At 33.0% G+C, this 24,434-nt stretch carries 21 protein-coding genes and 1 pseudogene; 21 read left to right on the top strand and 1 reads right to left on the bottom strand.

What is annotated here, in order from left to right; translation table 11 throughout:
• Positions 1-27 precede the first annotated feature (27 nt).
• The 21 genes and pseudogenes from lpxD (at position 28) to ACPWTF_RS24825 (ending at position 23,153) form a co-directional block, all read left to right on the top strand.
• Positions 28-1,071, top strand: coding sequence for a UDP-3-O-(3-hydroxymyristoyl)glucosamine N-acyltransferase (lpxD, locus tag ACPWTF_RS24725; protein ID WP_095929273.1), 1,044 nt, complete (start codon positions 28-30; stop codon positions 1,069-1,071).
• Positions 1,064-2,452: a bifunctional UDP-3-O-[3-hydroxymyristoyl] N-acetylglucosamine deacetylase/3-hydroxyacyl-ACP dehydratase gene (locus ACPWTF_RS24730; protein WP_095929337.1), complete on the top strand. Its 1,389-nt coding sequence runs from the start codon at positions 1,064-1,066 to the stop codon at positions 2,450-2,452. The genes lpxD and ACPWTF_RS24730 overlap by 8 nt, the downstream gene beginning before the upstream one ends.
• A gap of 74 nt (positions 2,453-2,526) precedes the next feature.
• Positions 2,527-3,312, top strand: coding sequence for an acyl-ACP--UDP-N-acetylglucosamine O-acyltransferase (gene lpxA, locus ACPWTF_RS24735; protein WP_091497682.1), 786 nt, complete (start codon positions 2,527-2,529; stop codon positions 3,310-3,312).
• Positions 3,313-3,442: 130 nt separating this feature from the next.
• Positions 3,443-4,011 (top strand): annotated as a pseudogene (gene efp, locus ACPWTF_RS24740) (elongation factor P).
• 121 nt (positions 4,012-4,132) lie between these two features.
• Positions 4,133-5,062, top strand: a complete 930-nt coding sequence (locus tag ACPWTF_RS24745; protein WP_427873730.1) for a UDP-3-O-(3-hydroxymyristoyl)glucosamine N-acyltransferase — start codon at positions 4,133-4,135, stop codon at positions 5,060-5,062.
• Between the two features lies 1 nt (position 5,063).
• Positions 5,064-5,426 (top strand): nuclear transport factor 2 family protein, encoded by a 363-nt coding sequence (locus ACPWTF_RS24750; protein ID WP_095929276.1) that lies wholly within the window; start codon positions 5,064-5,066, stop codon positions 5,424-5,426.
• Between the two features lie 86 nt (positions 5,427-5,512).
• Positions 5,513-6,385, top strand: a complete 873-nt coding sequence (gene sucD / locus ACPWTF_RS24755) for a succinate--CoA ligase subunit alpha (RefSeq protein WP_057118027.1) — start codon at positions 5,513-5,515, stop codon at positions 6,383-6,385.
• Between the two features lie 142 nt (positions 6,386-6,527).
• Positions 6,528-6,956 (top strand): hypothetical protein, encoded by a 429-nt coding sequence (locus tag ACPWTF_RS24760; RefSeq protein WP_379800964.1) that lies wholly within the window; start codon positions 6,528-6,530, stop codon positions 6,954-6,956.
• A 509-nt stretch (positions 6,957-7,465) separates the two neighbouring features.
• The gene (locus ACPWTF_RS24765) at positions 7,466-8,071 is read left to right on the top strand and encodes an RNA polymerase sigma factor (RefSeq protein WP_427873731.1); all 606 of its coding nucleotides are present in this window, start codon (positions 7,466-7,468) and stop codon (positions 8,069-8,071) included.
• 90 nt (positions 8,072-8,161) lie between these two features.
• Positions 8,162-9,277 carry a FecR family protein gene (locus tag ACPWTF_RS24770; protein ID WP_427873732.1) on the top strand — a complete coding sequence of 372 codons (1,116 nt, stop codon included), beginning with the start codon at positions 8,162-8,164 and terminating at the stop codon, positions 9,275-9,277.
• Positions 9,278-9,505: 228 nt separating this feature from the next.
• Complete coding sequence (locus ACPWTF_RS24775; protein WP_427873733.1) at positions 9,506-13,231, top strand: SusC/RagA family TonB-linked outer membrane protein; 3,726 nt, start codon at positions 9,506-9,508, stop codon at positions 13,229-13,231.
• A gap of 11 nt (positions 13,232-13,242) precedes the next feature.
• Entirely contained in the window at positions 13,243-14,718 is a 1,476-nt protein-coding gene (locus ACPWTF_RS24780) for a RagB/SusD family nutrient uptake outer membrane protein (protein WP_427873734.1), read from the top strand.
• Between the two features lie 17 nt (positions 14,719-14,735).
• A complete protein-coding gene (locus tag ACPWTF_RS24785) occupies positions 14,736-15,593 on the top strand; it encodes a substrate import-associated zinc metallohydrolase lipoprotein (RefSeq protein WP_427873735.1) in 858 nt (285 codons plus the stop codon).
• A 16-nt stretch (positions 15,594-15,609) separates the two neighbouring features.
• Positions 15,610-16,950: a DUF4302 domain-containing protein gene (locus tag ACPWTF_RS24790; RefSeq protein ID WP_427873736.1), complete on the top strand. Its 1,341-nt coding sequence runs from the start codon at positions 15,610-15,612 to the stop codon at positions 16,948-16,950.
• Positions 16,951-17,036: 86 nt separating this feature from the next.
• A complete protein-coding gene (locus tag ACPWTF_RS24795; protein WP_379800958.1) occupies positions 17,037-17,210 on the top strand; it encodes a hypothetical protein in 174 nt (57 codons plus the stop codon).
• Between the two features lie 282 nt (positions 17,211-17,492).
• Complete coding sequence (locus ACPWTF_RS24800; RefSeq protein ID WP_250836091.1) at positions 17,493-17,681, top strand: hypothetical protein; 189 nt, start codon at positions 17,493-17,495, stop codon at positions 17,679-17,681.
• 246 nt (positions 17,682-17,927) lie between these two features.
• The gene (gene fabG / locus ACPWTF_RS24805; protein ID WP_095929284.1) at positions 17,928-18,674 is read left to right on the top strand and encodes a 3-oxoacyl-[acyl-carrier-protein] reductase; all 747 of its coding nucleotides are present in this window, start codon (positions 17,928-17,930) and stop codon (positions 18,672-18,674) included.
• Positions 18,675-18,812: 138 nt separating this feature from the next.
• The gene (locus ACPWTF_RS24810; protein ID WP_427873737.1) at positions 18,813-20,840 is read left to right on the top strand and encodes a hypothetical protein; all 2,028 of its coding nucleotides are present in this window, start codon (positions 18,813-18,815) and stop codon (positions 20,838-20,840) included.
• Between the two features lie 11 nt (positions 20,841-20,851).
• On the top strand, positions 20,852-21,193 hold the full coding sequence (locus ACPWTF_RS24815) for a hypothetical protein (protein WP_427873738.1): 342 nt from the start codon (positions 20,852-20,854) through the stop codon (positions 21,191-21,193).
• Positions 21,194-21,217: 24 nt separating this feature from the next.
• A complete protein-coding gene (locus ACPWTF_RS24820) occupies positions 21,218-22,114 on the top strand; it encodes a LysR family transcriptional regulator (RefSeq protein WP_427873739.1) in 897 nt (298 codons plus the stop codon).
• A gap of 73 nt (positions 22,115-22,187) precedes the next feature.
• Positions 22,188-23,153, top strand: coding sequence for a YeiH family protein (locus ACPWTF_RS24825; RefSeq protein ID WP_427875789.1), 966 nt, complete (start codon positions 22,188-22,190; stop codon positions 23,151-23,153).
• Positions 23,154-23,454: 301 nt separating this feature from the next.
• Here ACPWTF_RS24825 and ACPWTF_RS24830 read toward each other — a convergent pair whose 3' ends face one another.
• Positions 23,455-24,405 carry a hypothetical protein gene (locus ACPWTF_RS24830; RefSeq protein ID WP_427873740.1) on the bottom strand — a complete coding sequence of 317 codons (951 nt, stop codon included), beginning with the start codon at positions 24,403-24,405 and terminating at the stop codon, positions 23,455-23,457.
• Between the last annotated feature and the right edge of the window lie 29 nt (positions 24,406-24,434).

Consider the following 24,434-nt stretch of genomic DNA (forward strand, 5'->3'; position numbering starts at 1 on the left):
AAACCTATTTTTTATATTTTTGTCGCGATGAAATTTACAGCAGAACAAATAGCAGGAATTTTAGAAGGAGAAGTTGTTGGGAATCCCAATGCAGAAGTTTCTAAGCTTTCTAAAATCGAAGAAGGAGACGAAGGATCGCTTACTTTTTTGGCTAACCCAAAGTATATCAATTATATATATACTACAAAAGCGACGGTAACAATTGTTAATGATAGCTTTATTCCGGAACAGGAAATTACAACTACACTAATTAAAGTGGAAGATGCTTATGCGGCGTTTTCTAAACTTTTACATTTTTATAATCAGGTAAAATTAAACAAAACAGGAATCGAACCACAGTCATTTATGTCTGAGGGAACCAAATATGGAGAAAATCTGTATTTAGGAAGTTTTGGTTATATCGGACAAAATGTAGTTTTAGGTAATAATGTAAAAATATATCCAAATAGTTTTATTGGCGACAATGTTACTATTGGTGACAACGTATTCATTTTTGCTGGTGCAAAAATCTATTCAGAAACTGTAATTGGAAACAATTGCACGATTCATTCTGGCGTTATAATTGGTGCTGATGGTTTTGGTTTTGCTCCAAATGAAAATGGTGAATACAGTAAAGTACCGCAAATTGGAAACGTTATTATTGAAGATAATGTAGATATTGGCGCTAACACAACAATAGACAGAGCAACTCTAGGTTCTACAATAATTAGAAAAGGAGTTAAGTTAGACAATCAGATTATGATTGCTCACAATGTAGAAATTGGAAAAAATACCGTGATAGCCGCTCAAAGTGGTGTTGCTGGTTCTACAAAAATTGGAGAGAATTGTATGATTGGAGGGCAGGTAGGTATTGCAGGTCATTTAACAATAGGAAATAATGTTAGGCTTCAAGCCCAATCGGGTGTAGCCAGAAACATTAAAGATGATGAAGTTCTACAAGGAACTCCGTCTCTTGGATATACAGATTTTAATAAATCGTATGTTCATTTTAAGAATCTGCCTAAAATTGTGGCTGAAGTTGAAGAATTAAAGAAACAAATAATAAACCCAAAAAATGGAAATAATGGTTAAACAGAAGACCATCAAAAATGAAATTTCGCTAACAGGAGTTGGTTTACACACTGGAAAAGAAGTTACAATGACTTTTAAACCTGCACCCGTTAATAATGGTTTCACTTTTGTAAGAGTAGATTTGCAAGGTCAACCAGTAATTGAAGCTGATGCTAATTATGTTGTTAATACTCAAAGAGGAACAAATCTTGAGAAACTTGGTGTAAAAATTCAAACACCAGAACATGTTTTGGCTGCAGTGGTTGGCTGTGATTTGGATAATATTATTATTGAATTGAATGCCTCTGAACTTCCAATTATGGATGGTTCATCAAAATATTTTGTTGAAGCTATTGAAAAAGCTGGAATCGAAGAACAAGACGCACAACGTAATGTTTACGTAGTAAAAGAAGTTATCTCTTTTACAGACGAAGCAACAGGAAGCGAAATTCTTGTTATGCCAAGCGACGAATATCAGGTTACTACTATGGTAGATTTTGGTACAAAAGTTTTAGGTACTCAAAATGCTACTCTTAAAAGTTTAACAGATTTTAAATCTGAAATTGCAAGCTCAAGAACTTTTAGTTTCTTACACGAATTAGAGTCTTTGTTAGAGCACGGACTTATTAAAGGTGGAGATTTAAACAATGCAATTGTATATGTAGATAAAGAAATCTCTGAATCTACAATGGAGAATTTAAAGAAAGCATTTGGTAAAGAAGAGATTTCTGTTAAACCAAATGGTGTTTTAGATAATTTGACTTTACACTATCCAAACGAAGCAGCAAGACATAAACTTCTTGATGTAATTGGAGATTTGTCTCTTATTGGAGTTCGTATCCAAGGAAAAATTATTGCTAACAAGCCAGGGCATTTTGTAAACACTCAATTTGCAAAGAAATTAGCAAAAATTATCAAAATAGAGCAGAGAAATCATGTTCCTACTTATGATTTGCATCAAGAACCATTGATGGATATTCATAAAATCATGTCTATGCTACCTCACAGACCACCATTCTTGTTGATTGACAGAATTATTGAAATGTCTGATCGCCATGTAGTAGGATTGAAAAATGTTACGATGAACGAGAATTTCTTCGTAGGTCACTTCCCAGAAGCTCCAGTTATGCCAGGTGTATTAATTGTAGAAGCAATGGCACAAACAGGTGGAATTTTAGTATTGAGTACTGTTCCAGATCCTGAAAATTACTTAACATATTTCATGAAAATTGACAATGTTAAATTTAAACACAAAGTGTTGCCAGGAGACACTTTAATTTTCAAGTGTGAGTTAATTTCTCCTATCAGAAGAGGAATTTGCCATATGCAGGCTAACGCTTATGCAAATGGAAAATTAGTTACTGAGGCAGAATTAATGGCACAAATAGCAAGAAAACAATAATAAATTATCAAATTTATTGTTTAGGTTTGTTGCTTCAAATTAGAATATTTTAATTAAAAATATAAAACATACAGATGAATCAACCATTAGCATATGTTCATCCAGGCGCGAAAATCGCTAAAAACGTTGTAATAGAGCCATTTACAACAATTCACAATAATGTTGTTATTGGTGATGGTACTTGGATTGGTTCAAACGTCACCATTATGGAAGGTGCTCGAATTGGAAAAAACTGTAACATTTTTCCAGGAGCTGTAATTTCTGCGGTGCCACAAGATTTAAAATTCGGAGGTGAAGATTCTCTTGCTATTATCGGTGATAATTGTACTATTAGAGAATGTGTAACTATAAATAGAGGAACAATTGCTTCTGGTCAGACTGTAATTGGTAATAATTGTTTAGTAATGGCTTATGCTCACATCGCGCACGATTGTGAGATTGGAAATAATGCAATTATTGTAAATGGTGTTGCATTAGCTGGACACGTAGTAGTTGGTAATCATGCTGTTATTGGAGGTTTAGCTGCAATTCACCAGTTTATCCATATTGGAGATCATGCCATGATTTCTGGAGGATCATTGGTTAGAAAAGACGTTCCTCCGTTTACAAAAGCGGCAAAAGAGCCGTTGTCTTATGTGGGAATCAATTCTGTTGGTTTAAGAAGAAGAGGTTTTACTACTGAAAAGATTAGAGAAATTCAGGAAATCTATAGAATTTTATACCAAAAGAATTACAATACAACTCAAGCTTTAAGTATTATTGAGGCTGAAATGGAAGCGACTCCAGAAAGAGATGAAATTCTAGATTTTATTAGAAATTCTTCTCGAGGAATTATGAAAGGTTACTCAGGGAACTATTAATTTTAGAGTTTAGATTTCTGATTTTAGATTTCTAAGCTATAATTGAAAAATAAAAAATAAAAAAAAATGAAGATTGATTCTTTGTCTAGAATCTAAAATCTACATTCTAAAATCTAAAATAAAAAAACAAATGGCATCTACATCAGATATTAGAAACGGATTGTGCATTAAATTTAATCACGATATCTATAAAATCATTGAATTTCTTCACGTAAAACCTGGAAAAGCTGCCCAGCTTTCGTAAGAACAAAATTGAAAAGTTTAACTTCTGGTAAAGTATTAGACAATACTTTTTCAGCAGGTCACAAAATTGACGTTATTCGTGTTGAAACACATACATTTCAATATTTATACCCAGAAGGTGATGAATTTCACTTTATGAATGCTGAAACGTTTGAGCAAATTTCTTTAAACAAAAACATTTTGGATGCTCCAGATTTGTTAAAAGAAGGAACAAACGTTATGGTACAAATCAACACAGAAACAGATTTGCCATTATCGGTAGATATGCCTGCATCTGTAATTCTTGAAGTTACTTATGCTGAGCCAGGAGTAAAAGGAAATACTGCTACAAATGCTACAAAAAATGCTACGGTAGAAACTGGAGCAAACATAAACGTTCCTTTGTTTATAAACGAAGGCGATAAAATTAAAATTGATACAGCTTCAGGTTCTTACATGGAGCGTGTTAAAGAATAGTTATTTTAATTAAGATAATTTGACAATGAGTCAATTAGATAATCTGTGAATCGACATAATTTTGTATATTCACATTCTAATTGACTCATTTTCTAATTTACAAGTTTTCTAATTATACTATATGAAATTTCCAAAGAGTCATTCTTTACAAGAAATTGCCAATTTGCTTAACTGCAAATTTATTGGAGACAAAGACTTTCAAGTTTTAGGCATGAACGAGATACATGTTGTAGAGCCTGGCGATATTGTTTTTGTGGACCATCCAAAATACTACGATAAAGCTTTGCAGTCGGCTGCTACTATTGTTTTAATAAACAAAGAAGTAGAATGTCCAGAAGGTAAAGCCCTTTTAATTTCTGATGATCCATTTAGAGATTTCAATATTCTTACGAAGCATTTTAAACCATTCCAGTTTGCTAATGTCGCTATTGCAGCATCTGCAGAAATAGGTGAGGGAACTATAATTCAGCCTAATACATTTGTTGGGAACAATGTGAAAATTGGTAAAAACTGTCTAATACATTCTAATGTTTCTATTTACGATCATACTGTAATTGGAGATAATGTAATCATACATGCGGGAACTATTTTAGGAGCCGATGCTTTTTACTATAAGAAACGTCCAGAAGGTTTTGATCAGTTAGTTTCTGGCGGAAGAGTTGTTATTGAAGATAATGTTGGTATTGGAGCTTTGTGCACAATCGATAAAGGTGTTACTGGAGATACAACAATTGGAGCTGGTTCAAAACTAGACAATCAAGTGCATGTTGGACATGATACCGTAATTGGTAAAAAATGTTTAATAGCTTCACAAACTGGTATTGCAGGCTGTGTGATTATTGAAGATGAAGTAACCTTATGGGGGCAAGTAGGAACGACTAGCGGTATTACAATTGGTGCAAAAGCCGTTGTAATGGGGCAGACGGGTGTTACTAAGTCTGTTGAAGGTGGAAAATCATATTTTGGTACTCCAATTGAGGAGTCTAGAGAAAAATTGAAACAATTAGCCAATATTAAGAAGATTCCTGAAATTTTAAGTAAATTGAAGTAATATGTCTATTAAAGAATTTGTTCAGAAATTTTACAAGTCAGATGCCTTAATTGATAGCGAAATTTTAAAAACTTATCTGCATCCTGATGTTATCCTTGAATGGAACAGCAGTAAAGGTTTTATTCAAATGGATTATGATTCGATAGTTGAAATGGCCAATGAGCTTAGCCGTGCCTATGTGCGCTCTAAAGTTAGAATTAGCCATATTATTACCGAAGATGATTTAGTATCAGTACGTTACTCTCATTTTGTTAAAACAATCGAGAACCCGAGAGAAGAAATGCTTTTAGCGCATTTTGCAACCATTTGGCAGATAAAAGATGATAAACTTTATAGAGGTTATCAAATGAGTCAATTTTCTTAATATTTTTTTGACAATAAAAGAGGCAAAATACATTACAAAACCTTATTTTTGCAACACAAATTTAAAAACTACATAAAATATATATCATGAGTGTTTTAGTTAATAAAGATTCCAAAATAATTGTTCAGGGATTTACAGGAAGCGAAGGTACTTTCCATGCTTCTCAAATGATTGAGTACGGTACTAATGTTGTTGGAGGTGTTACTCCAGGAAAAGGTGGTACTAGCCATTTAGATCGTCCAGTTTTTAATACAGTAAAAGATGCTGTTGATCAAGCTGGTGCTGATACTTCTATCATTTTTGTTCCGCCAGCTTTTGCTGCTGATGCAATTATGGAAGCTGCTGATGCTGGAATTAAAGTAATTATTGCTATTACAGAAGGAATTCCTGTAGCAGATATGATTAAAGCAAATAATTATGTTAAAGAAAGAAATTCAAGATTAATTGGTCCTAACTGTCCAGGTGTAATTACTCCAGGTGAAGCTAAAGTTGGTATTATGCCAGGTTTCGTTTTCAAAAAAGGAACAGTTGGTATCGTTTCTAAATCAGGAACTTTAACTTATGAGGCTGCTGACCAAGTTGTAAAACAAGGTTTGGGAATCACTACAGCTATCGGAATTGGTGGAGATCCAATTATTGGAACTACAACTAAAGAAGCTGTTGAATTATTAATGAACGATCCAGAAACTGAAGCAATCATTATGATTGGAGAAATCGGTGGTCAACTTGAAGCTGATGCTGCAAGATGGGTAAAAGCTGATGGTAACCGTAAACCTGTTATTGGATTTATCGCTGGAGAAACTGCTCCTGCTGGTAGAACAATGGGGCACGCAGGTGCAATCGTTGGAGGTTCTGATGATACAGCTGCAGCTAAAAAACAAATTATGAGAGACAACGGAATTCACGTTGTTGATTCACCAGCTGAAATTGGTAAAAAAGTAAAAGAAGTACTTGGATAATTTTCAAGTTTCAAAATAAAAAATTCCAAAAAAAAAGTCTCAATATTCTGTTGAGACTTTTTTCCATTTTAAAGGCTGAGGCGTAAATGAAAAAAACTTAGCAACTTAGAACCTCAGTATCTTAGAAGCTTAAAGAAGAAATATGTACAAAGAATTAGAAAAATTTAAGTCAACAAACAGTTTTGTTTTTACTGTAAATGATAGTTTAGAAGAAGCTTGCAACGCGCCAGAAGGAAGTGCAGGAATCTTTGTTGTTTATGCTGTTGAAGGTGATGAAAAAGAATTGATCATGGTTGGTTCTACAGGAACTGTTCAGAATGACGGAACTTTAAAAAGCAAAAATGGCGGACTTTATGACAAAATAGTAAACGGACACCAATTTGCTAAAACAGGAAGAAAATATTCTTGGCCAGCACAAATGAAATTAGAGAACATTGAAGCATTAGAAGTAGTTTGGTACGAAACTTTTGCTGGAGATGTAAAAGCGATTCCAACTGCTGTAGAAGGGCAAGTTTTGCAAAATTTCTTAGAGGCAAATGGTAAATTGCCAAGATGGAATGTAGCTTTTTAAGCAATACAAAATTTATACAAGAAAAGCCTTACTGTTTTCAGTAAGGCTTTTTTTATGCTATAAAGTTTCAGTTTTTATAAGTGTACTTCATTTTATAAAATAGTGGCGAAATGTTTTGAGAACTTAAAATTTTAATAACTGAATCTACTTTAGTTAATTAAAATTTAAATTATAGTAAATTTAAGTTTAATCAAAAACAAAAGGTAAATTCTGATGATTTTGGAAAAAGTTTATCTTTTTTTGTAATAAGTTGGTTTTTGATTATTGACTTTTCTATATTTATCAAACAAAAACAAAAAATAATGTTAAAATTTGATTCTTTTAGAAGCTCTTAAAATGAGTTGGCATGTAAAATACTTGTTTAATTTTTGTTAATTAAACGTTTTATAGATTAGCTTTAATTCTAGAAAAAAATCAAATTTAGTATACAATTTAATCCTTGTAATTAATCTGTTATTTAAAGAAATTGATTTTAAATAATTTGATTTTACGCCCCAAAGCTTTTTTGTATGAGCCAAATTTTAAAGAACAAAGTTTTAGACGATTTTATTCTATGGAATAATTTGAAAAATGGTAATGAGAAATCATTTTCTTTACTTTTTGAAAAATATTATAGAGACTTAATCAGTTACGGCAATTCACTTTGTCCGTATGAAGAGAAAGTGCAAGATTGTATTCAAGATGTTTTTGCTGATATCTGGCTTTATCGCGACTCTCTTCAAGATAATGTTATTGTTAAAGCTTATTTGCTTTCTAGTGTTAGAAAGCGAATTGCACGTTTGCATGAAAGAGATCATGTATTTAGGAAAACAACGACGACTGATGTTTTAGAATTTCTTTTTGACTTTTCTATAGAAAACCGTTTGGTTGAAGATGAAGTAACAGCTGAGCGCGTCCTACTTTTAAATAAATTATTAAATGATCTGCCTGGTCGTCAGAAAGAGGCGCTGTATTTACGCTATCATCAAGGATTAAGCGTAGATCAAATTGCCGATTTGTTAGACGTAAATTATCAATCTGCGAGTAATCTTTTGCATCGTGGTTTGTTAAGTCTTCGAAAAGAATGGAAAGGCAGTATTCCGCTTTTAATCCTTATATCTTCAGGGGTTTTTTAAAAATTTAAGAAAAAATTAAAAAAAAATCTTAAATAGATGAGTATATAATAAAAAAACTGTCCTCTATGTTTTTGTAACCCTAATAGTGAGATGCAAAAACGTAACAATTATACCGAAATAGAAGACTTCTTAGCTGATGAATCTTTTCAATTATGGATTTTGTCCAAGATTGATGAACAAGGCTGGGAAGAATGGACTCTCGAAAATCTTCAAAGAGCCAAACTTGTTGAAGATGCAAGGCTTGTACTGTTGGCAATGCGAGTTCCAGAATCTAACTTATCTTCAAATGAAGTTCATGAAGCCTTGCAGGAAACTTGGCGTAAGATTGAACAAAGAGAAGAGCTTTCTCAGCAAACTTCAAAAATCAAAAAAATAAAACTGCAGAGATACTGGATTAGCGGTGTCGCAGCGGCTATTCTGGTTGGTATTTTTTCTGTATGGTTTTTTAGAACTGAATGGACTGCAAATGATAATGAAGTTACTTACAACGAACTGGTTCAAGAAAACAATGAAGGTTTAGTAGAACAAACCAACAATACTGAAAAATCTCAGACCATTACTTTATCTGATGGAAGTTCTGTCTTATTACAGCCTAATAGTAAATTAAGTTACCCTAAAATCTTTACCGGAAACGAAAGAAAGGTGTATTTATCCGGCGAAGGTTTCTTTGAAATTAGTAAAAATCCTAAAAAGCCTTTTTTTGTTTATGCTAACGAAATTGTAACTCGAGTTGTGGGAACAAGCTTTAGAATAAAGGCTTATCCAGATCAGCAAAATGTTGAAGTTCTTGTTCGCACCGGTAAAGTAAAGGTAAAATCGAATGATTTAGTTCGAAGTAACGAAAACAAAGAAATTGTACTGCTTCCAAATCAGGCGCTTAGATTTGCTCGTAAAGAATTGGTTTTTAATAAAATAACCAATATTACGCAAGATCCAATTTTAGTGAGCAGTGTTCGAAATATCGAGCAATTAAGCTTTGAGTTTACTGATATTCCTGTAGCACAAATTCTTGAAACTATAGAGCAGGCTTATTTAGTAGATATAGATTTTCCTCACGACAAATTAAAAGACTGCCGATTAACCACTTCATTAAGCGATCAGCCGCTGGCCGAAAAGCTGAAAATAATCTGCAAAAGCATCGGCAATGATACCAATTATGAAATGAATGGAAATCAGATTGTAATTACGACTTCTGGCTGTAACTAGAGTTCTTAATTCAATTAAAATAAAAGAAAAACATCCAAAAATTTAACTAATTCAAAAACTAAAAAATAATTTGTAATTGCCTATGTAAAAAATGAATGCATAAAAAAGTGCCGAGAATGCTGTAACATTATCGACACTTAAATCTGAATAAATCACTCTCTGTAAAGGGTAATTTATGATGTTTCTTAAAATACACGCGAATAGTATTAATCAAAACAAACCAAAATTATGAAAAAACCTGTTGTCAAGCAACGATTACTTCACCAAATCATGAAAATAACGCTGTTTCAGTTTGTGTTAGCGCTTGTGTTTTCAAGTGTTACTCTCGCAAATAATGTAAATGGGCAGAAAAAATTAGATACTAAAGTTACTATTACAGTTGACAATCTAACTTTAGACAATGCTTTATCAAAAATCGAAAAGTCTGCTCATGTAAAATTTTCCTATAACTCAAGACTTCCTCAACTAGGAGAGAAGGTTAGTATAGAAGCAAACCAAGAAACTCTGTCGAGTGTACTTAGCAGAATATTGGTTCCTTTTAACATTACTTTTTCAGAAGTAAGCAATCAGATTGTCCTTCAAAAGAATACGATTAATACTTTTTCTTATGGAAACAATCATGATTCTTTGTTTGAGATTTTAACTTTTGGACCCATTATTAAAGGAAAAGTTACAGACCAATCAGGAAGTCCGCTACCTGGCGCTACTGTAATGGCAAAAGGCACAAAAACAGCTGTCTTGACAGATTTTGATGGGAATTTCACGATTGAAATGCCTGCAAATGTAGACCGTTTGCTTATTTCTTATGTAGGTATGGAGACGAAAGAAATTGGTATTGACAATACTTCTCCAACAGTTGTTTTAATCGAAGCGGGTCAGAACCTAAAAGAGGTTGTGGTTACTACTGGATACGAAAAAACTTCAAAAAGAACGTTTACTGGTGCTATTAGTAAAATTTCGGGCACCGAATTAAAAATAGATGGTGTAGTTGACGTAAGTCGAATGATCGAAGGTAAAGCGGCTGGGGTTACCGTACAGAATGTTACAGGAACTTTTGGTACAGCTCCTAAAATTACCGTTCGTGGATCTTCTTCAATTTTTGGAGATACAAAGCCATTATGGGTTATTGATGGTGTTGTCCAAGAAGATATTATCAATATGTCTTTTGCTGATTTGGCATCTGGAAATTCAGAAACATTATTAAGTTCTTCTGTAGCAGGCTTAAGTGCAAACGATATTCAAAGTATTGAAATTCTTAAAGATGCATCGGCTACGTCAATTTATGGTTCAAGATCGTTAAATGGAGTTGTCGTTGTAACAACAAAGCAAGGACGTAGAGATTCTCCGTTAAAAATTAGTTACGGATTGGAGCAGACTGTAAGAACAGTTCCGAATTATAGCCAATTTGATATTCTAAATTCTCAGGAATCTATGAGTATTTTCAAAGAAATGGAAGCTAAAGGTTATTTGGACTTGCCAACTACTGTAAACGGAAGATATGGAGGCGCTTACAATATTTTAGGAAGAGCTATAAATACTTACAACCCTGAAACTGGAACTTATTTGGTTAATAATGATCCTGTTAGCCGTAATAATTTTTTGAAGAAATACGAACAAGCCAATACAGATTGGTTCAGCGTTTTGTTTAGACCATCTATTACTCAAAATCACTCTTTAAGTTTTTCTGGTGGAGGCAAAAACAATACATTTTATGCTTCATTGGGCTATTATACAGATCCAGGATGGACTATTGCCGATGATGTAAAACAGATTTCTAGTAACATTAAAGGTACTTTTTATGTTAATGATAAATTAAATATAACCTTATCTACATTGGCATCTATTAGAGATCAAGGTGCTCCAGGAAGTTATGAAAGTGAAAAAGATGTTGTCTTTGGTAAAGTAACCCGTGATTTTGATATCAATCCTTTTAATTATGTGTTGAATACAAGTAGAACTTTACGTCCGTATGACGATAATGGAAATTTGGAATACTACCGAAATAACTGGGCAAAAATGAACATTGTAAACGAATTGGCAAACAACTTCATGGAAATTGAGGTAAAAGACATTCGTTTTCAATTGGATTTAGATTATAAAATTAATCCGCATTTAACTTATAATTTAACAGGTTCAGCTCGTTATGCTAATACAAGCCGTGAGCATAAAATTTTGGAAGGTTCAAACGTTGTTGGTGCATACAGAGCAGGAACAGCAATTGGAGAAGATGGGGTAAACACATTGGTTAGAGATCAAAATATCTTTTTATACCAAGATCCAAATGATTTAACAGCTCCAAAAGAATCAGTCTTGCCAAATGGAGGATTCTTAAGAAAGTTTACAAACGACATGACGTCTTACAATTTAAGAAATAGTGTTAGCTACAGAAATATATTTAGTGACAAGCACGAAGTAGAAGGTTTGTTCGGAACTGAAATGAGAGTTGTTGACAGAACTAGTGATCAATTTACGGCTGCAGGTTTGCAATACGATCGTGGTTTAACTGCTTTTACAGATCCGAGAATTATTGAAAAAATAATTAATGCTGGAGATTCATACTACGGTTTTAATGAAGAAAAAGAAAGAACAGTAGGTTTCTTTGGTAAAGTAGGTTATACTTATGATAGACGTTATACAGCTTCTGTTACAGGACGTTATGATGGGTCTAATAGACAAGGAGATAGCGATTCGTCAAGATGGCTGCCAACTTACACTTTTAGTGGAAAATGGAATGTGGCTGAAGAAAGCTTCATGAAAGATGTGCAATCAGTGAATACTTTAGCAGTAAGAGCATCATATGGTTTAACAGCTACTGCAGGGCCAGCTACAAACTCTTTGGCGATTTACAAAAGTGCCATTACAGATCGTTTCGGACTTGATGATAGAGAATCAGGAATTAGAATTGAAGAGCTTCAAAACGGAAATTTAACTTGGGAAAAACAGTTTGAAACTAATATCGGACTTGATCTTGGAATGTTTAATAACAGAGTACAGCTTACAACAGACGTTTACCGTCGTAAAGCTTTTGATCTTGTAGATTATGTAATTACTTCTGGTATTGGCGGACAAAGAATTAGACAAGGTAATAATGCCGATATGGAGACTAAAGGTTTGGAGGTTGGTATTACGACTAAAAATATTAATGGTAAAGATTTTAAATGGTCTACAAACCTTAATTTTTCTGTTTATCATCAAGAGATTACAAAATTGCAGAACACGCCAACGGCATTCGATTTAGTTGATTCAAACGGAGGAAATACGGTTGGACATCCAAGAAATTCATTGTACTCCTACCAATTTACAGGATTAAACAACCAAGGCCTTCCTACGTTTATATTGCAAGACGGAGCAGAGAATAATATTACAGATGCTAATTTTCAGGATAATTTAAATGTTACTAAATATTTGAAATATGAAGGTTCAATCGAGCCTAATAAATCATTTGGTTTTGCCAATACATTTACATACAAAAACTTGTCTCTGTACATATTCTTTGTAGGTTCAGGAGGAAATAAAGTTCGTTTAAATCCTGTATACGATAGTACTTACGATGATTTAACCGTATTTACAAAAGACTTTACAAACCGTTGGATTAATCCTGGAGATGAAAATTATACCAATGTGCCCGTTATTGCAGACAGACGTTTAAATGCTAATTATGGCGGAGAACGTACATTGGCAAGAGCTTATAATACGTATAATTATTCTGATGTTCGTATTGCAGATGGAGATTTTGTTAGATTAAAAAATATATCATTAAGCTGGGAATTTCCTGCTGATTTTAAAAAGAAAATCGGTGTGAGCACTTTTACATTAAAAGGCTCGGCGGTAAATCCTTGGTTAGTTTATTCTGATAAAAGATTAAATGGACAAGATCCTGAGTTTCGTAATTCTGGAGGAGTTGCTTTTCCTGTAACAACTCAATACACATTTACTTTAAACCTTTCATTATAATAGTCAAAATCATGAAAAACTTAAAAATAGCATTATCCCTATTAATACTTATTTGTATTACTAGCTGCGATGATTTCTTGTCGGAGAAACCAGATAATAGAACCGAAATTGATACGCCAGAAAAAATAAAAGAATTATTAGTAGAAGCTTATCCTCAAATGAGTTATTTCGAGATTGCTGAAACTATGTCTGATAATGTTTTTGATAGTGGATTAGCTACAACATTAGTAAGAAACGAGCAAAACTACAATTGGGAAATTAATACAGAAGCTACTGATATTGATACTCAAGCGTATTACTGGGATGCTTGTTATAGAGCAATTGCACACGCAAACAAAGCATTGGAAGCAATAGAAGAGTTGGGAAGTCCGGCAAGCTTAAATCCGCAGAAAGGTGAGGCATTGATGGCTAGAGCGTATTCGCACTTTATGCTGGTTTCATTATGGTCAAAACGTTACAATCCAGCAACTGCCGATACAGATTTAGGGGTTCCGTATGTAACAAAACCAGAAACGGAATTGATAACAAAATACAAAAGAAATACACTTGCCGAAGTATATGCTTTTCTTGAAAAAGATATTGAAGAAGGTTTAAAGTACGTGACAAACGATTATAAAGAACCAAAATTTCACTTTAACGTAGCGGCTTCAAAGGCTTTTGCAAGCAGATTTTATTTGGTAAAAGGAAATTGGGATAAAGTAATTGAATTGTCTGATGACTTAGGTTCTAGGCCTTCAGCAATAAGAGATTTTTCAGTTTACGAACCTTTAAGTGTAGAAGATCAGCAGTTAAAATACGGAGCTAGTGATGTTGGAACCAATCTTTTGATCGTTTCTGCAAATACTATCGTAAGTAGGGTATACCATTTAAATCGTTTTAATTTATCAGGTTTACGCCGTCCAGAAATCTTTGGAACAAGCACAAATCTTTTCGGAAAAGCGTATTATTATAATTTCTATTCTTCAAACGGAAGTATCACATTGTTCTTGCCTAAGTTTTATGAATACTTTAAATATTCTAACGTAACAGCTGGAATTGGAGATCCTTATGTTGCTGAAGTATTATTAAGCAACGATGAGTTTTTCTTAAACAGAATCGAAGCGCATGTAATGAAAGGAGATATTGCTACGGCTACAGGAGAATTAGAATATTTCTTAGCGACAAGAACTCCAACATACAATCCGACAACAGATAAATTGACTGAGGCTAGAGTAGTGGCTAAATTCCCTGTAATTGCAGACGAATATACGCCATTCTATACAATGACTCCAGTACAGACCTCTTATGTAAAAGCAATTGCAGAAACAAGAAGAAGAGATTTTATACACGAAGGACTTAGATGGTTTGATATTAAACGTTTTAACCTAGTAGTTAGACACGAGACATCAAATAAACCAGCTAATATTTTAGTAAAAGACGATAACAGAAGAGCATTGCAAATTCCGTTGCACGCTTCCAGTACTGGTATCGAACTAAATCCTAGATAATCTTAAAAATGAAAATTATGAAATTATTAAAATATAATAAAATTGCGGTTTTAGCTCTAGTTTCGATAACTCTATTTTCATGTGGAAGCGATGACTTGCCTGGAGAAAGCCAATTAGATTTTACACAACCAGAGAAAACAAGTTTAGATAATTGGATTGACGCTACTTATTTAAATTCATACAACATTAATGTTCAGTATAAATGGAATCAAAATACGGTAGACAACAGTCGCTATTTATTCCCGCCTGAAGTTGATAAAGTAAAACCTGCTCTTGAAATAGTGGAAACCATTTGGCTAAAAAGTTATGCCGCAATTGGAGGTCCAGATTTTGTAAAGAAAATTGCGCCAAGAGAAATTGTTTTGGTTGGAGGAGTTAATTTAAATAGTGTTGGAACCAAAACCTTAGGGTTGGCTGAAGGAGGACAGAGAGTTACTTTGTTTGAAACAGATTATATCGATAAATCGGATCGCGAAAACGTAGCACAATTTATACATACAATTCAGCACGAATACATCCATATTTTAAATCAGAACAAACCTTTTGACGAAAAAACTTGGAAAACGTTAACACCAGGAGGTTATACCGCAGATTGGTACAATTTTGAAATTGAAGAATCAAATGAGCTTGGATTTATTACAAGTTATGCGAGATCAAATATTAACGAAGATTTTGCAGAAACAGCGGCAATGATTCTAATTTATACAAAAGCAGAATACGCGGCATTTTTGGAAGGTATAGAAAATCCTTTTGCTCTTCAGGCTTTAAAATCAAAAGAAGCTATTGTAGTAAAGTATTTCAAAGAAGCATTCAATATGGATTTTTATGCTTTAAGAGACGAAGCAGAAAAGAATACAACATCTGTAATAAATTAAAACAAGCATTATGAAAATGAAACAACTATATAAGTACTTATTTGCAGCTGTTTTAATACTGCAATTGATCGCCTGTAATAATAATACAGATGCAGAACAACTTTTTAATGATACGCCTACTGCTCGATTAAATAAGCAAAAAACAGAGTTAAGCGAAGCATTGCTTTCATCTCAATACGGGTGGAAAGTGGTTTATTTTACAGATAATACAGTTTTAGGAGGATATACTCATTTATTTAGATTTGCTGACGATGGAACTGTGCAAATGGCATCAGATTTTGATGCTGATACAGCTACTTATAAAAGTGAATACGCGATTCAAGTAGGAAGCACGGTGAGTTTAACTTTTACTACAAAAAATAGAATTCATCTTTTGTCAGATTCAGACAATTATCCCATTCCAGCATTGCGAGCAAAAGGTTATTTAGGAGATTTTCAATTTTTGTACTATGGACAAGAAAATGGAGAAATCATTTTTAGAACCAACAGAAGTAATCAGGAATTACGTTTTGTAAAAGCAACTGCAGAAGATTGGACAGAATTGCCTAAAAATCTTCTGATGGAAAAGAATGTTATTGGAGGAGAAGAAAGACCACTTTTTAGACTATTAGAAACAAATGATGGTACGACTACGCATAAATTTGATTTTTCATTTACAGCAGTAACGCGTTTTGCAAACTCAAATTCTATTGAAAACGGTTATTCTGTAAGCTACGACATGGGAATAGGATATTCTCCAACAGGAATTGTTGTAAGTCCAGCAGTTGAAGTAGGCGGGCAAAAACTATCAAACTTTGTTTATAACGATACCGATGGAAGCTTTACTGCTACTGGAACGGGTGGTGTGTCTGCAGTTATAAAGTATACTGACAAACCGCTAGTTCTTACAGATGATTATAAACTATTGCTTCCAGGTAAGCCATTAGCTTGGTTTGGATTCTTTGTAGACGATTACACAATCGATTCTCCTGCAAACTCACCGTTATTTTACTCTGAACTAGCAAAAGTAAACGCATCGTTGCCGGCAGGACAAAGCATCGCATCTATTGAAATCTATAGCAATCATGCTATTGGAACTTTTATCTATTACACTTTTGTTGGTAGATCTCCTTTACAGCATCATGTTACTATTGAAGAAGACGCAGCAGGTAAGAAAATGATTTTGAAACATAAATCATGGAACGGAAATACTACCGTAGCGACACCATTCTTCTTGGCAAGTATTGATAAATACTTCATGGATCCGCAAGGAATTTATGTAAAAGCAGAAAGTTTCAGATTATTCTACGCAGATCCGGTTTATACATTTACAAGTGCATCAAGCCCATTTAGAATGACAACTTGGAAACTTAATTAATTTTAAAAAAGCAGCTCATTTCTTGAGCTGCTTTTATCTAGCATAATTTCTGAATCAAGTATATAACTTCTTAATTTATAGATATTATGATTAAAAAAATAATTACGCCAGCAACAATAGCAATATTCTTTTGGCTAATAGGATTGCTGATTGTAAATGAATATTATTATCCATATTTAAGACCTTATTTGTATCTGTCAATAATAATTGCGATTGCTTGTGTAGTCATGGATAAGATTAATGAAGATAAAGACGAATAAATATTGCCAATAAGTTTTAAGGCTGCAAAAATATAATAGTGGTACCAACTGCATCTTTAAAAATGCTGCACAATCACATTGAAGATTTTTAGTTTTGTTTTTTTATTTTGGGGGAAACAGCTCATTTTATGAGCTGTTTTTGTTTTTTAAGTTTAATCTTTCTTTATGTAAAAATATTATACTTTTTTTCTTATATTTAAAGCTGAAATTAATTTTTCATGTCTGAAAACTCAACAGACATTAACGGATTGAGTTTACCAAAAAACCAAAGAACAAATAATTATGTTAAAATCAATTTTAAATTTTCAAGGGGTTGAGATTTTGAACCGCGAAGAGCAAAGAAGTATTAAAGCTGGTGATTTAACTTGGGATTGTCAAACAGGAGATGGAGCCGTAATGGGGCAATACATTCATCCTTGTATTGATCAGCCAGTTGAGATTATTCCAGCTCCAGAATTTGATCTACCTTAATCATAGTGTCAGGTAAACTTTTAAGTAATAAAGCCGTTTCAAATTGAAACGGTTTTTTGTTTTTATGCTAAAGAAAAGCTCTTATTTATAAATTACACTAATGCTATTTTTTTTAAAAAGGGAAATATTATATATTTGACAAGTCATTTATAGCGTAGGTAAAACTTATGGAATTTTCTTTTTTAGCAGAAAATGCAAATAAGTAATGGCACAAGCTGTAAAGAAATATTAACATTAATTTTGAATATGAAATTACTAGAAGGAAAAGTTGCAATTATTACTGGTGCAAGCCGTGGAATTGGAAAAGGAATTGCTGAAGTTTTTGCTAAACATGGAGCAAATGTTGCTTTTACATACAGCTCATCTGCAGCATCTGCAGAAGCTTTAGAAGCAGAATTAAATGCTTTAGGAGTAAAAGCTAAAGGATACCAATCTAATGCAGCAGATTTTAACGAAGCGCAGACTTTTGTTGATGCTGTTTTAGCAGATTTTGGAACTGTTGACATCTTAATCAACAACGCTGGAATTACAAAAGACAATTTGTTAATGCGTATGTCTGAGGCAGATTTTGACCAAGTAATTGATGTGAATTTGAAATCGGTTTTTAATATGACAAAAGCGATTCAGAAAACTTTCTTGAAACAAAGAGCAGGATCTATCATCAATATTAGCTCTGTTGTTGGAGTTTCTGGAAACGCAGGTCAAACAAATTATGCAGCTTCTAAAGCAGGTGCAATCGGATTTACTAAATCTGTAGCTCTTGAGTTAGGTTCTCGTAACATTCGTTGCAATGCAATCGCTCCAGGTTTTATCGAAACTGAAATGACTGCAAAATTAAGCGAAGATGTAGTAAAAGGATGGAGAGAAGGTATTCCGTTGAAACGCGGAGGAACTACAGAAGACGTTGCTAACGCATGTCTTTTCTTAGCTTCAGACATGAGTGCTTACATTACAGGACAAGTTCTTAATGTTTGCGGAGGAATGCTAACCTAAGGTACTGAGGTGCTAAGTTGCAAAGGTTCAAAGGTTTTAGTATTCAGTCTATTCTGATTCTAGATAGCTGAACACTTTAGTCAAGTAATTGACTTTTAAATCTGATGACTGTAAACTGATACTGAATACTAAATAAATATGACTACAAACACGATTCTTTTATTATTGCTTTCTTTAGTAATTGCTGGTGGTTTGTCGTATTTTCAATATTTTTTCAAAGCCAAAAGTAAATCCAATGTGATTATACTTTTGGCTTTTTTACGTTTTCTAGCCATTTTCGGATTGTTGGTTTTATTGATCAATCCGATTATTTCAAAGAATTCTCTCGAAATCACCAAAACACCTCTAGCAGTTGTGGTTGATAATTCGAGTTCTATTGCTGCTTTAAAATCAGACCAGAAAGCGGTTGAATTATACCAAAAACTGGTTTCGAATCCAGCTTTAAAAGAAAAATTCGATGTTCAAACCTATCAGTTTGATAATGATTTTAAAACTTCAGACCAATTTGATTTCAAAGGAAATCAGACTAATTTAGACGAAGTTGCTAAAAATCTAAAAAGCATCCACAAAAATCTGATTTTCCCAACAGTGATTATTACTGACGGAAATCAAACTACAGGAAACGATTATGTATATCGTTTTGATCCTGTCAATAAAGTTTATCCTTTGGTTGTGGGAGATACAACCACTTTTTTTGATTTAAAAATCAATCAGTTAAACGTAAATAAATACGCTTTTCACAAAAATAAATTTCCAGTTGAAGTTTTTCTGCAATATGCAGGAGATAAAACCACAAATGCAGAATTTACCATTACGCAAGGAAGCACGGTTGTAGCAAAAGAAAAACTTTCTTTTTCGCCATCAAAGAAAACAGCTTCGCTAAACTTGCTTCTTCCAGCAGACAAAGTAGGATTGCAGATTTATAAAGCCAATATTCAATCATCTGCAAAAGAAAAAAATAGTTACAATAATGTCAAAAATTTTGCAGTAGAAATCATAGATCAAAAATCAACTGTTGCAATTGTTTCTGCTATAAATCATCCAGATATTGCCGCTTTAAAACGTTCGATTGAAGTTAATGCACAGCGTAAAGTAATTTTAGCTAAACCAAATCAAATTAGCGATTTAGATGATGTTTCTGTTTTGATTTTATATCAGCCAACAACAGCTTTCAAAGCGATATTTGACAACAATAAATTAAAAGGAACAAATACCTTTATCATAACAGGAAACAGTACCGATTTCAATTTTCTAAATCAGCAGCAGAACAATCTGGTTTTTAAAATGAGTAATCAGCGAGAAGATTTTTTATGTGAATTCCAATCAGCTTTCAACCTGTTTGCAATTGATAATATTGGTTTTGAAAATTTCCCGCCTTTGCAAAATCCGTTTGGAAATATCAGCACTAACGGAAATGTGTCTGTTTTGCTTTCGTCAAAAATTAGAAACGTTTCTACCAATGCGCCTTTATTGGCTTTCGCCGAAAATCAAGGAAAAAGAACCGCTTTTCTTTTAGGAGAAAATAGCTGGAAGTGGCGTTTGCAAAGTCATGTCGATAATCAGTCATTTGAGAAATATGATGTTTTTATGGATAAAATTATTCAATATTTAGCATCATCGACTTCAAAGAAATCATTAGTAGTATCTCACGAAAGTTTTTATAATTCTGGCGAAGAAATCATTATTAACGCTCAATATTTCAATAAAAATTATGAGTTTGATGAAAAAGCCAGACTTACCATTACTGTTGTAAATGCTGCGACGAAACAAACTAAAAACTACGATTTACTGAAGGGAAGTAATTCTTTCTCGGCTAATTTAGAAGGACTTCCTGCAGGAAAATATAACTTTACAGTAAAAGAATTAAACTCGAATACTTCATACGCAAGTCATTTTGAAATTTTAGATTTTGATATCGAAAAGCAATTCGTAAATCCAGATCTAGTTAAATTACAGCAATTGGCTCAGCAAACAGGAGGAAAAGCTTTCTTCGAAGATCAAGCCGATCAATTGATTAATACACTTTTAGAAAACAAAGAATACAAATCAATTGAAAAGAATATTTCTAGCAAAACGCCAATTATTGACTGGGTTTGGTTATTGATTTTGATTGCTACTTTACTAACAATTGAATGGTTTGTTAGAAAGTATAATGGGTTGCTTTAAAATGAAGTGTTATGTCTTTTAAAAAAGTTTTCATTTTCTTTAGTCTGTTTTTTTGTACTATTTTTTTTTGGATTTACATAAACGCTAGAAAAGAAAATAGAAATGACTATCAATTTGTGATCACTGAAATTAATGAAAATGCAAAAGGTAACATCACTGTGGATGGTGTGGAAAAGAAATTCAATTTTGCTAATTTTAATTCTTATAAGATCGATATTCAAAAAGACGACAGTTTAGTTAAAAAAGCATTTTCAAAAAAAGTTTATATTTATAGAAAAGATAAAAAAATAGGTAAATATAATTTAGTTTTATTATTAAACGAATCTGGAACATTTCCAATAGATTGGCAATAATTATTTATCTTTAATTTTTTTGAAATGGACTTCAGGCTAAAAGTTTTCTACACTGTTGCGCTCCGCCTTAATTTTACTAAAGCGGCAACAGAATTGTATATTACTCAGCCAGCGGTTTCTAAACATATTCAGGAATTAGAGGAAACGTATAAAACCAAACTTTTTGAACGAAACGGTTCTAAAATCGCTTTAACTCCAGCTGGAAAAATCCTTCTAAAATATACTAAAAGTATTTTTGATATCTATCGCGAAATAGACTTTGAAATGAGTTCTTTCAATAAAGAACGCCAAGGGTTATTGCGATTAGGAGCCAGTACAACCATTTCACAATATATTATTTCTCCCGTTTTGGCGCGTTTTCATCAGAAGCAAAAAGATATAAAAGTGAATTTGCTGAATGGAAATACAGAACAAATAGAAAATGCCTTAATCAATAAAGAAATCGAGATCGGAATTGTAGAAGGACAATCTAAAAATCAATCTATAAAATACATTCCGTTTTTAAAAGACGAATTGGTTTTGGTCTGTAACAGCAATAATCCTTTTGTCAAACAAAATGAAATTTCGGTAAACGATTTAAAATCAATGAAATTCATAACTCGCGAACGTGGATCTGGAACACTTGAAGTTATAGAATATGCATTGAGAAAAGCGGGTTTGAAATTTTCAGATTTACAGATAGAAATGCAATTAGGAAGTACAGAAAGCATAAAATCATATTTGCTAAACTCAGATTGTTTTGCTTTTATGTCTATTCATGCTGTGAGCAAAGAGCTGAAAAATAAAGAATTGATTGTTTTAGATGTAGAAAAGTTATCAATAGAAAGATATTTTTATGTGGCTACCTTACAAGGAAAATCAGATTCATTATCAGAACTGTTTATTCAAAATTTAGCTTCTCATTATAACTTGAAGTTATAGGCAATTGCAATTTACGATTGGCGTTTTCAATATAAACGGCGGAACTTTGCTTCATAATAGCAATCCATTTATTTTGAAAACAAAAGAACAAACAACAGAACAATTATTTGAAATTAATCAGTCCTTACAGCAAGTCCTTTTTCTTGCCGTAATTCTATTATGTGTATTTTCGATTATTTCTCCGCCAATGGCTCTTTTATTAGGCGTTTTAATTGTGAATCTTTTCGGAAATCCATTTGTAGAATTTAATCATAAAGCCATCACATTTTTGCTGCAGTTTTCGGTAGTCGGTTTAGGGTTTGGAATGAATGCTAATAGTGCGGTTTCAGCTGGAAAAGAAGGCTTTGTTCTAACGGTTTTTTCAATCTTCAGCACTTTACTTTTTGGATTATTGTTAGGCAAATGGCTTAAAACAGAGAAAAAAACGTCTCACTTGATTTCTTGCGGAACAGCAATTTGCGGAGGAAGTGCAATAGCAGCTATTTCGCCCGTTATCAAATCAAACGAAAATCAGACTTCAATTGCTTTGGGAGTTATTTTTATACTCAATTCAATTGCTTTATTTGTTTTTCCGTTTATCGGACATCAATTAGATTTGTCACAAAAAGATTTCGGTCTTTGGTGCGCTATTGCCATTCACGATACGAGTTCTGTAGTTGGTGCTGCCAATAAATATGGTGCAGAAGCATTGCAAGTTGCTACGACAGTAAAACTAGCCAGAGCTTTATGGATTATTCCCATTTCAATCTTGACCGCTTTTCTTTTTAAAAGCAAGAATTCAAAAATCAAGATTCCTTATTTTATAGGTTTGTTTGTTATAGCAATGCTAGTAAATACGTATGTTCCGTCAACAGCCATTTTTACAGGACATCTTGTAGGTATTGCAAAAATTGGTCTAACCATAACTTTGTTCTTAATTGGAGCGACTTTAAACTTTGCCACTTTAAAAGCAGTAGGAGTAAAGCCATTGCTTCAAGGGGTTTTTCTTTGGATTTTTATTGCTGTTTTAGCTTTAGTATCAATTCTTTATTTGAACTAATATTTTTTTAACCGCAAAGAGCGCAAGGTTTTACGCTAAGGCACACAAAGTTTTTATGCATCTAGCTTTGTGAACTTTTCACTTCTTGAAAAATAGGAATAAAATAAACTTTGCGTTCTTTGCGGTAAAACTATTCTTTATTTGAATTAATATTTTTTTAACCGCAAAGAGCACAAAGAATTACGCAAAGTTCGCAAAGTTTTTTGTGCAAAGCTTTGCGAACTTTGCGTTTTATTCAAAATTTTAGGTAAATAAACTTTGCGTTCTTTGCGGTAAAACTATACTCAAAGTTTTCAAACTATTATTTTACATTAGAGAATTTTACAATTGGTTTGTCCATCATTTTGTAAAATTTTCCTTTGAATGAATAACGTCTTTCAATCTCAAAATCAAATGCTTTTTTGGTTTTGGCCATTGTTGCAATTTCTTCGGGAAATGCAACGTCAAATTCGTCTTCACCTCTTGCTTTTATATTATAAGTTCCTTTTGTGGTAATGATAATGTCTCTAAAATGTTTCTTAGAATTCTCATTGACTACTTTGTAAGATCCGCTCCAAGCAATAAAAGAAGAGTTAGTCAACTGATAATTATTGACTTCCAGAATAGGCTGATATTTCCCGCCAAAACCAGCAATCAGATAAAGATAGCCTTCATAAGCGCCGCCAGCACCACCGTTTGCATGAATTAAAGTGAAAGCATATTGATCTTCTCCAATTTCAACTAATTTAGGAGTAGGACATCGCGCAAAAGCCCCAAACGCAGCTACTGCAGGTTGAAAAGATCTCATTTCCCAAACATTATCATTCTTTGCAAACTTAGCCACGCCTAACAATCCGCCAGAAAAACGTCCCGTTTGAAGTCCGTCTTCGTCATGAACAGAATGGTTGAAGGCTAAAATTTTAAACTGATTTCCTTTTGAATCGCTATAATCAATATTAGCAATAAGTCTTGTGGCAACACCTTCTGCATAAGGAAACATTTGATCGCCTTCTACGCCATTTACATCAAGAAAAGGAGAAGGAGTACAAGATTTGCATTTCCAGCTTATAAAAGTGTTTTTATCAGAAAGATGATATAAATTGCCAGGAAACAGTTTTTGCATTGTTTTTTCACCGTTTAACGGATCAGAAACTTTAAGAATTCTTTTTGGGTTTAATAGGGTGTCGCTAATATTTTTTAGCTGTAAATCAGTTTCTTGTGCAAAACAAAAAGTAGATATGAGTAGAAATAAATTTAAGGTAATCTGGCGCATAAAATTGAATTTTGTTAGTAAAGCAAATG

The sequence above is a fragment of the Flavobacterium sp. MMS24-S5 genome, from assembly GCF_050320125.1.
GTDB lineage: Bacteria > Bacteroidota > Bacteroidia > Flavobacteriales > Flavobacteriaceae > Flavobacterium > Flavobacterium tyrosinilyticum.

What these genes read in the sequence shown, in the direction of transcription:
- fabG (WP_095929284.1), top strand. Translation starts at nt 17,928, where the DNA reads ATGAAATTACTAGAAGGAAAAGTTGCAATTATTACTGGTGCAAGCCGT.
- ACPWTF_RS24810 (WP_427873737.1), top strand. Translation starts at nt 18,813, where the DNA reads ATGACTACAAACACGATTCTTTTATTATTGCTTTCTTTAGTAATTGCT.
- ACPWTF_RS24730 (WP_095929337.1), top strand. Translation starts at nt 1,064, where the DNA reads ATGGTTAAACAGAAGACCATCAAAAATGAAATTTCGCTAACAGGAGTT.
- ACPWTF_RS24785 (WP_427873735.1), top strand. Translation starts at nt 14,736, where the DNA reads ATGAAATTATTAAAATATAATAAAATTGCGGTTTTAGCTCTAGTTTCG.
- ACPWTF_RS24795 (WP_379800958.1), top strand. Translation starts at nt 17,037, where the DNA reads ATGATTAAAAAAATAATTACGCCAGCAACAATAGCAATATTCTTTTGG.
- ACPWTF_RS24760 (WP_379800964.1), top strand. Translation starts at nt 6,528, where the DNA reads ATGTACAAAGAATTAGAAAAATTTAAGTCAACAAACAGTTTTGTTTTT.
- ACPWTF_RS24800 (WP_250836091.1), top strand. Translation starts at nt 17,493, where the DNA reads ATGTTAAAATCAATTTTAAATTTTCAAGGGGTTGAGATTTTGAACCGC.
- lpxA (WP_091497682.1), top strand. Translation starts at nt 2,527, where the DNA reads ATGAATCAACCATTAGCATATGTTCATCCAGGCGCGAAAATCGCTAAA.
- ACPWTF_RS24770 (WP_427873732.1), top strand. Translation starts at nt 8,162, where the DNA reads ATGCAAAAACGTAACAATTATACCGAAATAGAAGACTTCTTAGCTGAT.
- ACPWTF_RS24815 (WP_427873738.1), top strand. Translation starts at nt 20,852, where the DNA reads ATGTCTTTTAAAAAAGTTTTCATTTTCTTTAGTCTGTTTTTTTGTACT.
- ACPWTF_RS24790 (WP_427873736.1), top strand. Translation starts at nt 15,610, where the DNA reads ATGAAACAACTATATAAGTACTTATTTGCAGCTGTTTTAATACTGCAA.
- ACPWTF_RS24750 (WP_095929276.1), top strand. Translation starts at nt 5,064, where the DNA reads ATGTCTATTAAAGAATTTGTTCAGAAATTTTACAAGTCAGATGCCTTA.
- ACPWTF_RS24780 (WP_427873734.1), top strand. Translation starts at nt 13,243, where the DNA reads ATGAAAAACTTAAAAATAGCATTATCCCTATTAATACTTATTTGTATT.
- sucD (WP_057118027.1), top strand. Translation starts at nt 5,513, where the DNA reads ATGAGTGTTTTAGTTAATAAAGATTCCAAAATAATTGTTCAGGGATTT.
- ACPWTF_RS24745 (WP_427873730.1), top strand. Translation starts at nt 4,133, where the DNA reads ATGAAATTTCCAAAGAGTCATTCTTTACAAGAAATTGCCAATTTGCTT.
- lpxD (WP_095929273.1), top strand. Translation starts at nt 28, where the DNA reads ATGAAATTTACAGCAGAACAAATAGCAGGAATTTTAGAAGGAGAAGTT.
- ACPWTF_RS24830 (WP_427873740.1), bottom strand. Translation starts at nt 24,405, where the DNA reads ATGCGCCAGATTACCTTAAATTTATTTCTACTCATATCTACTTTTTGT.
- ACPWTF_RS24820 (WP_427873739.1), top strand. Translation starts at nt 21,218, where the DNA reads ATGGACTTCAGGCTAAAAGTTTTCTACACTGTTGCGCTCCGCCTTAAT.
- ACPWTF_RS24775 (WP_427873733.1), top strand. Translation starts at nt 9,506, where the DNA reads ATGAAAAAACCTGTTGTCAAGCAACGATTACTTCACCAAATCATGAAA.
- ACPWTF_RS24765 (WP_427873731.1), top strand. Translation starts at nt 7,466, where the DNA reads ATGAGCCAAATTTTAAAGAACAAAGTTTTAGACGATTTTATTCTATGG.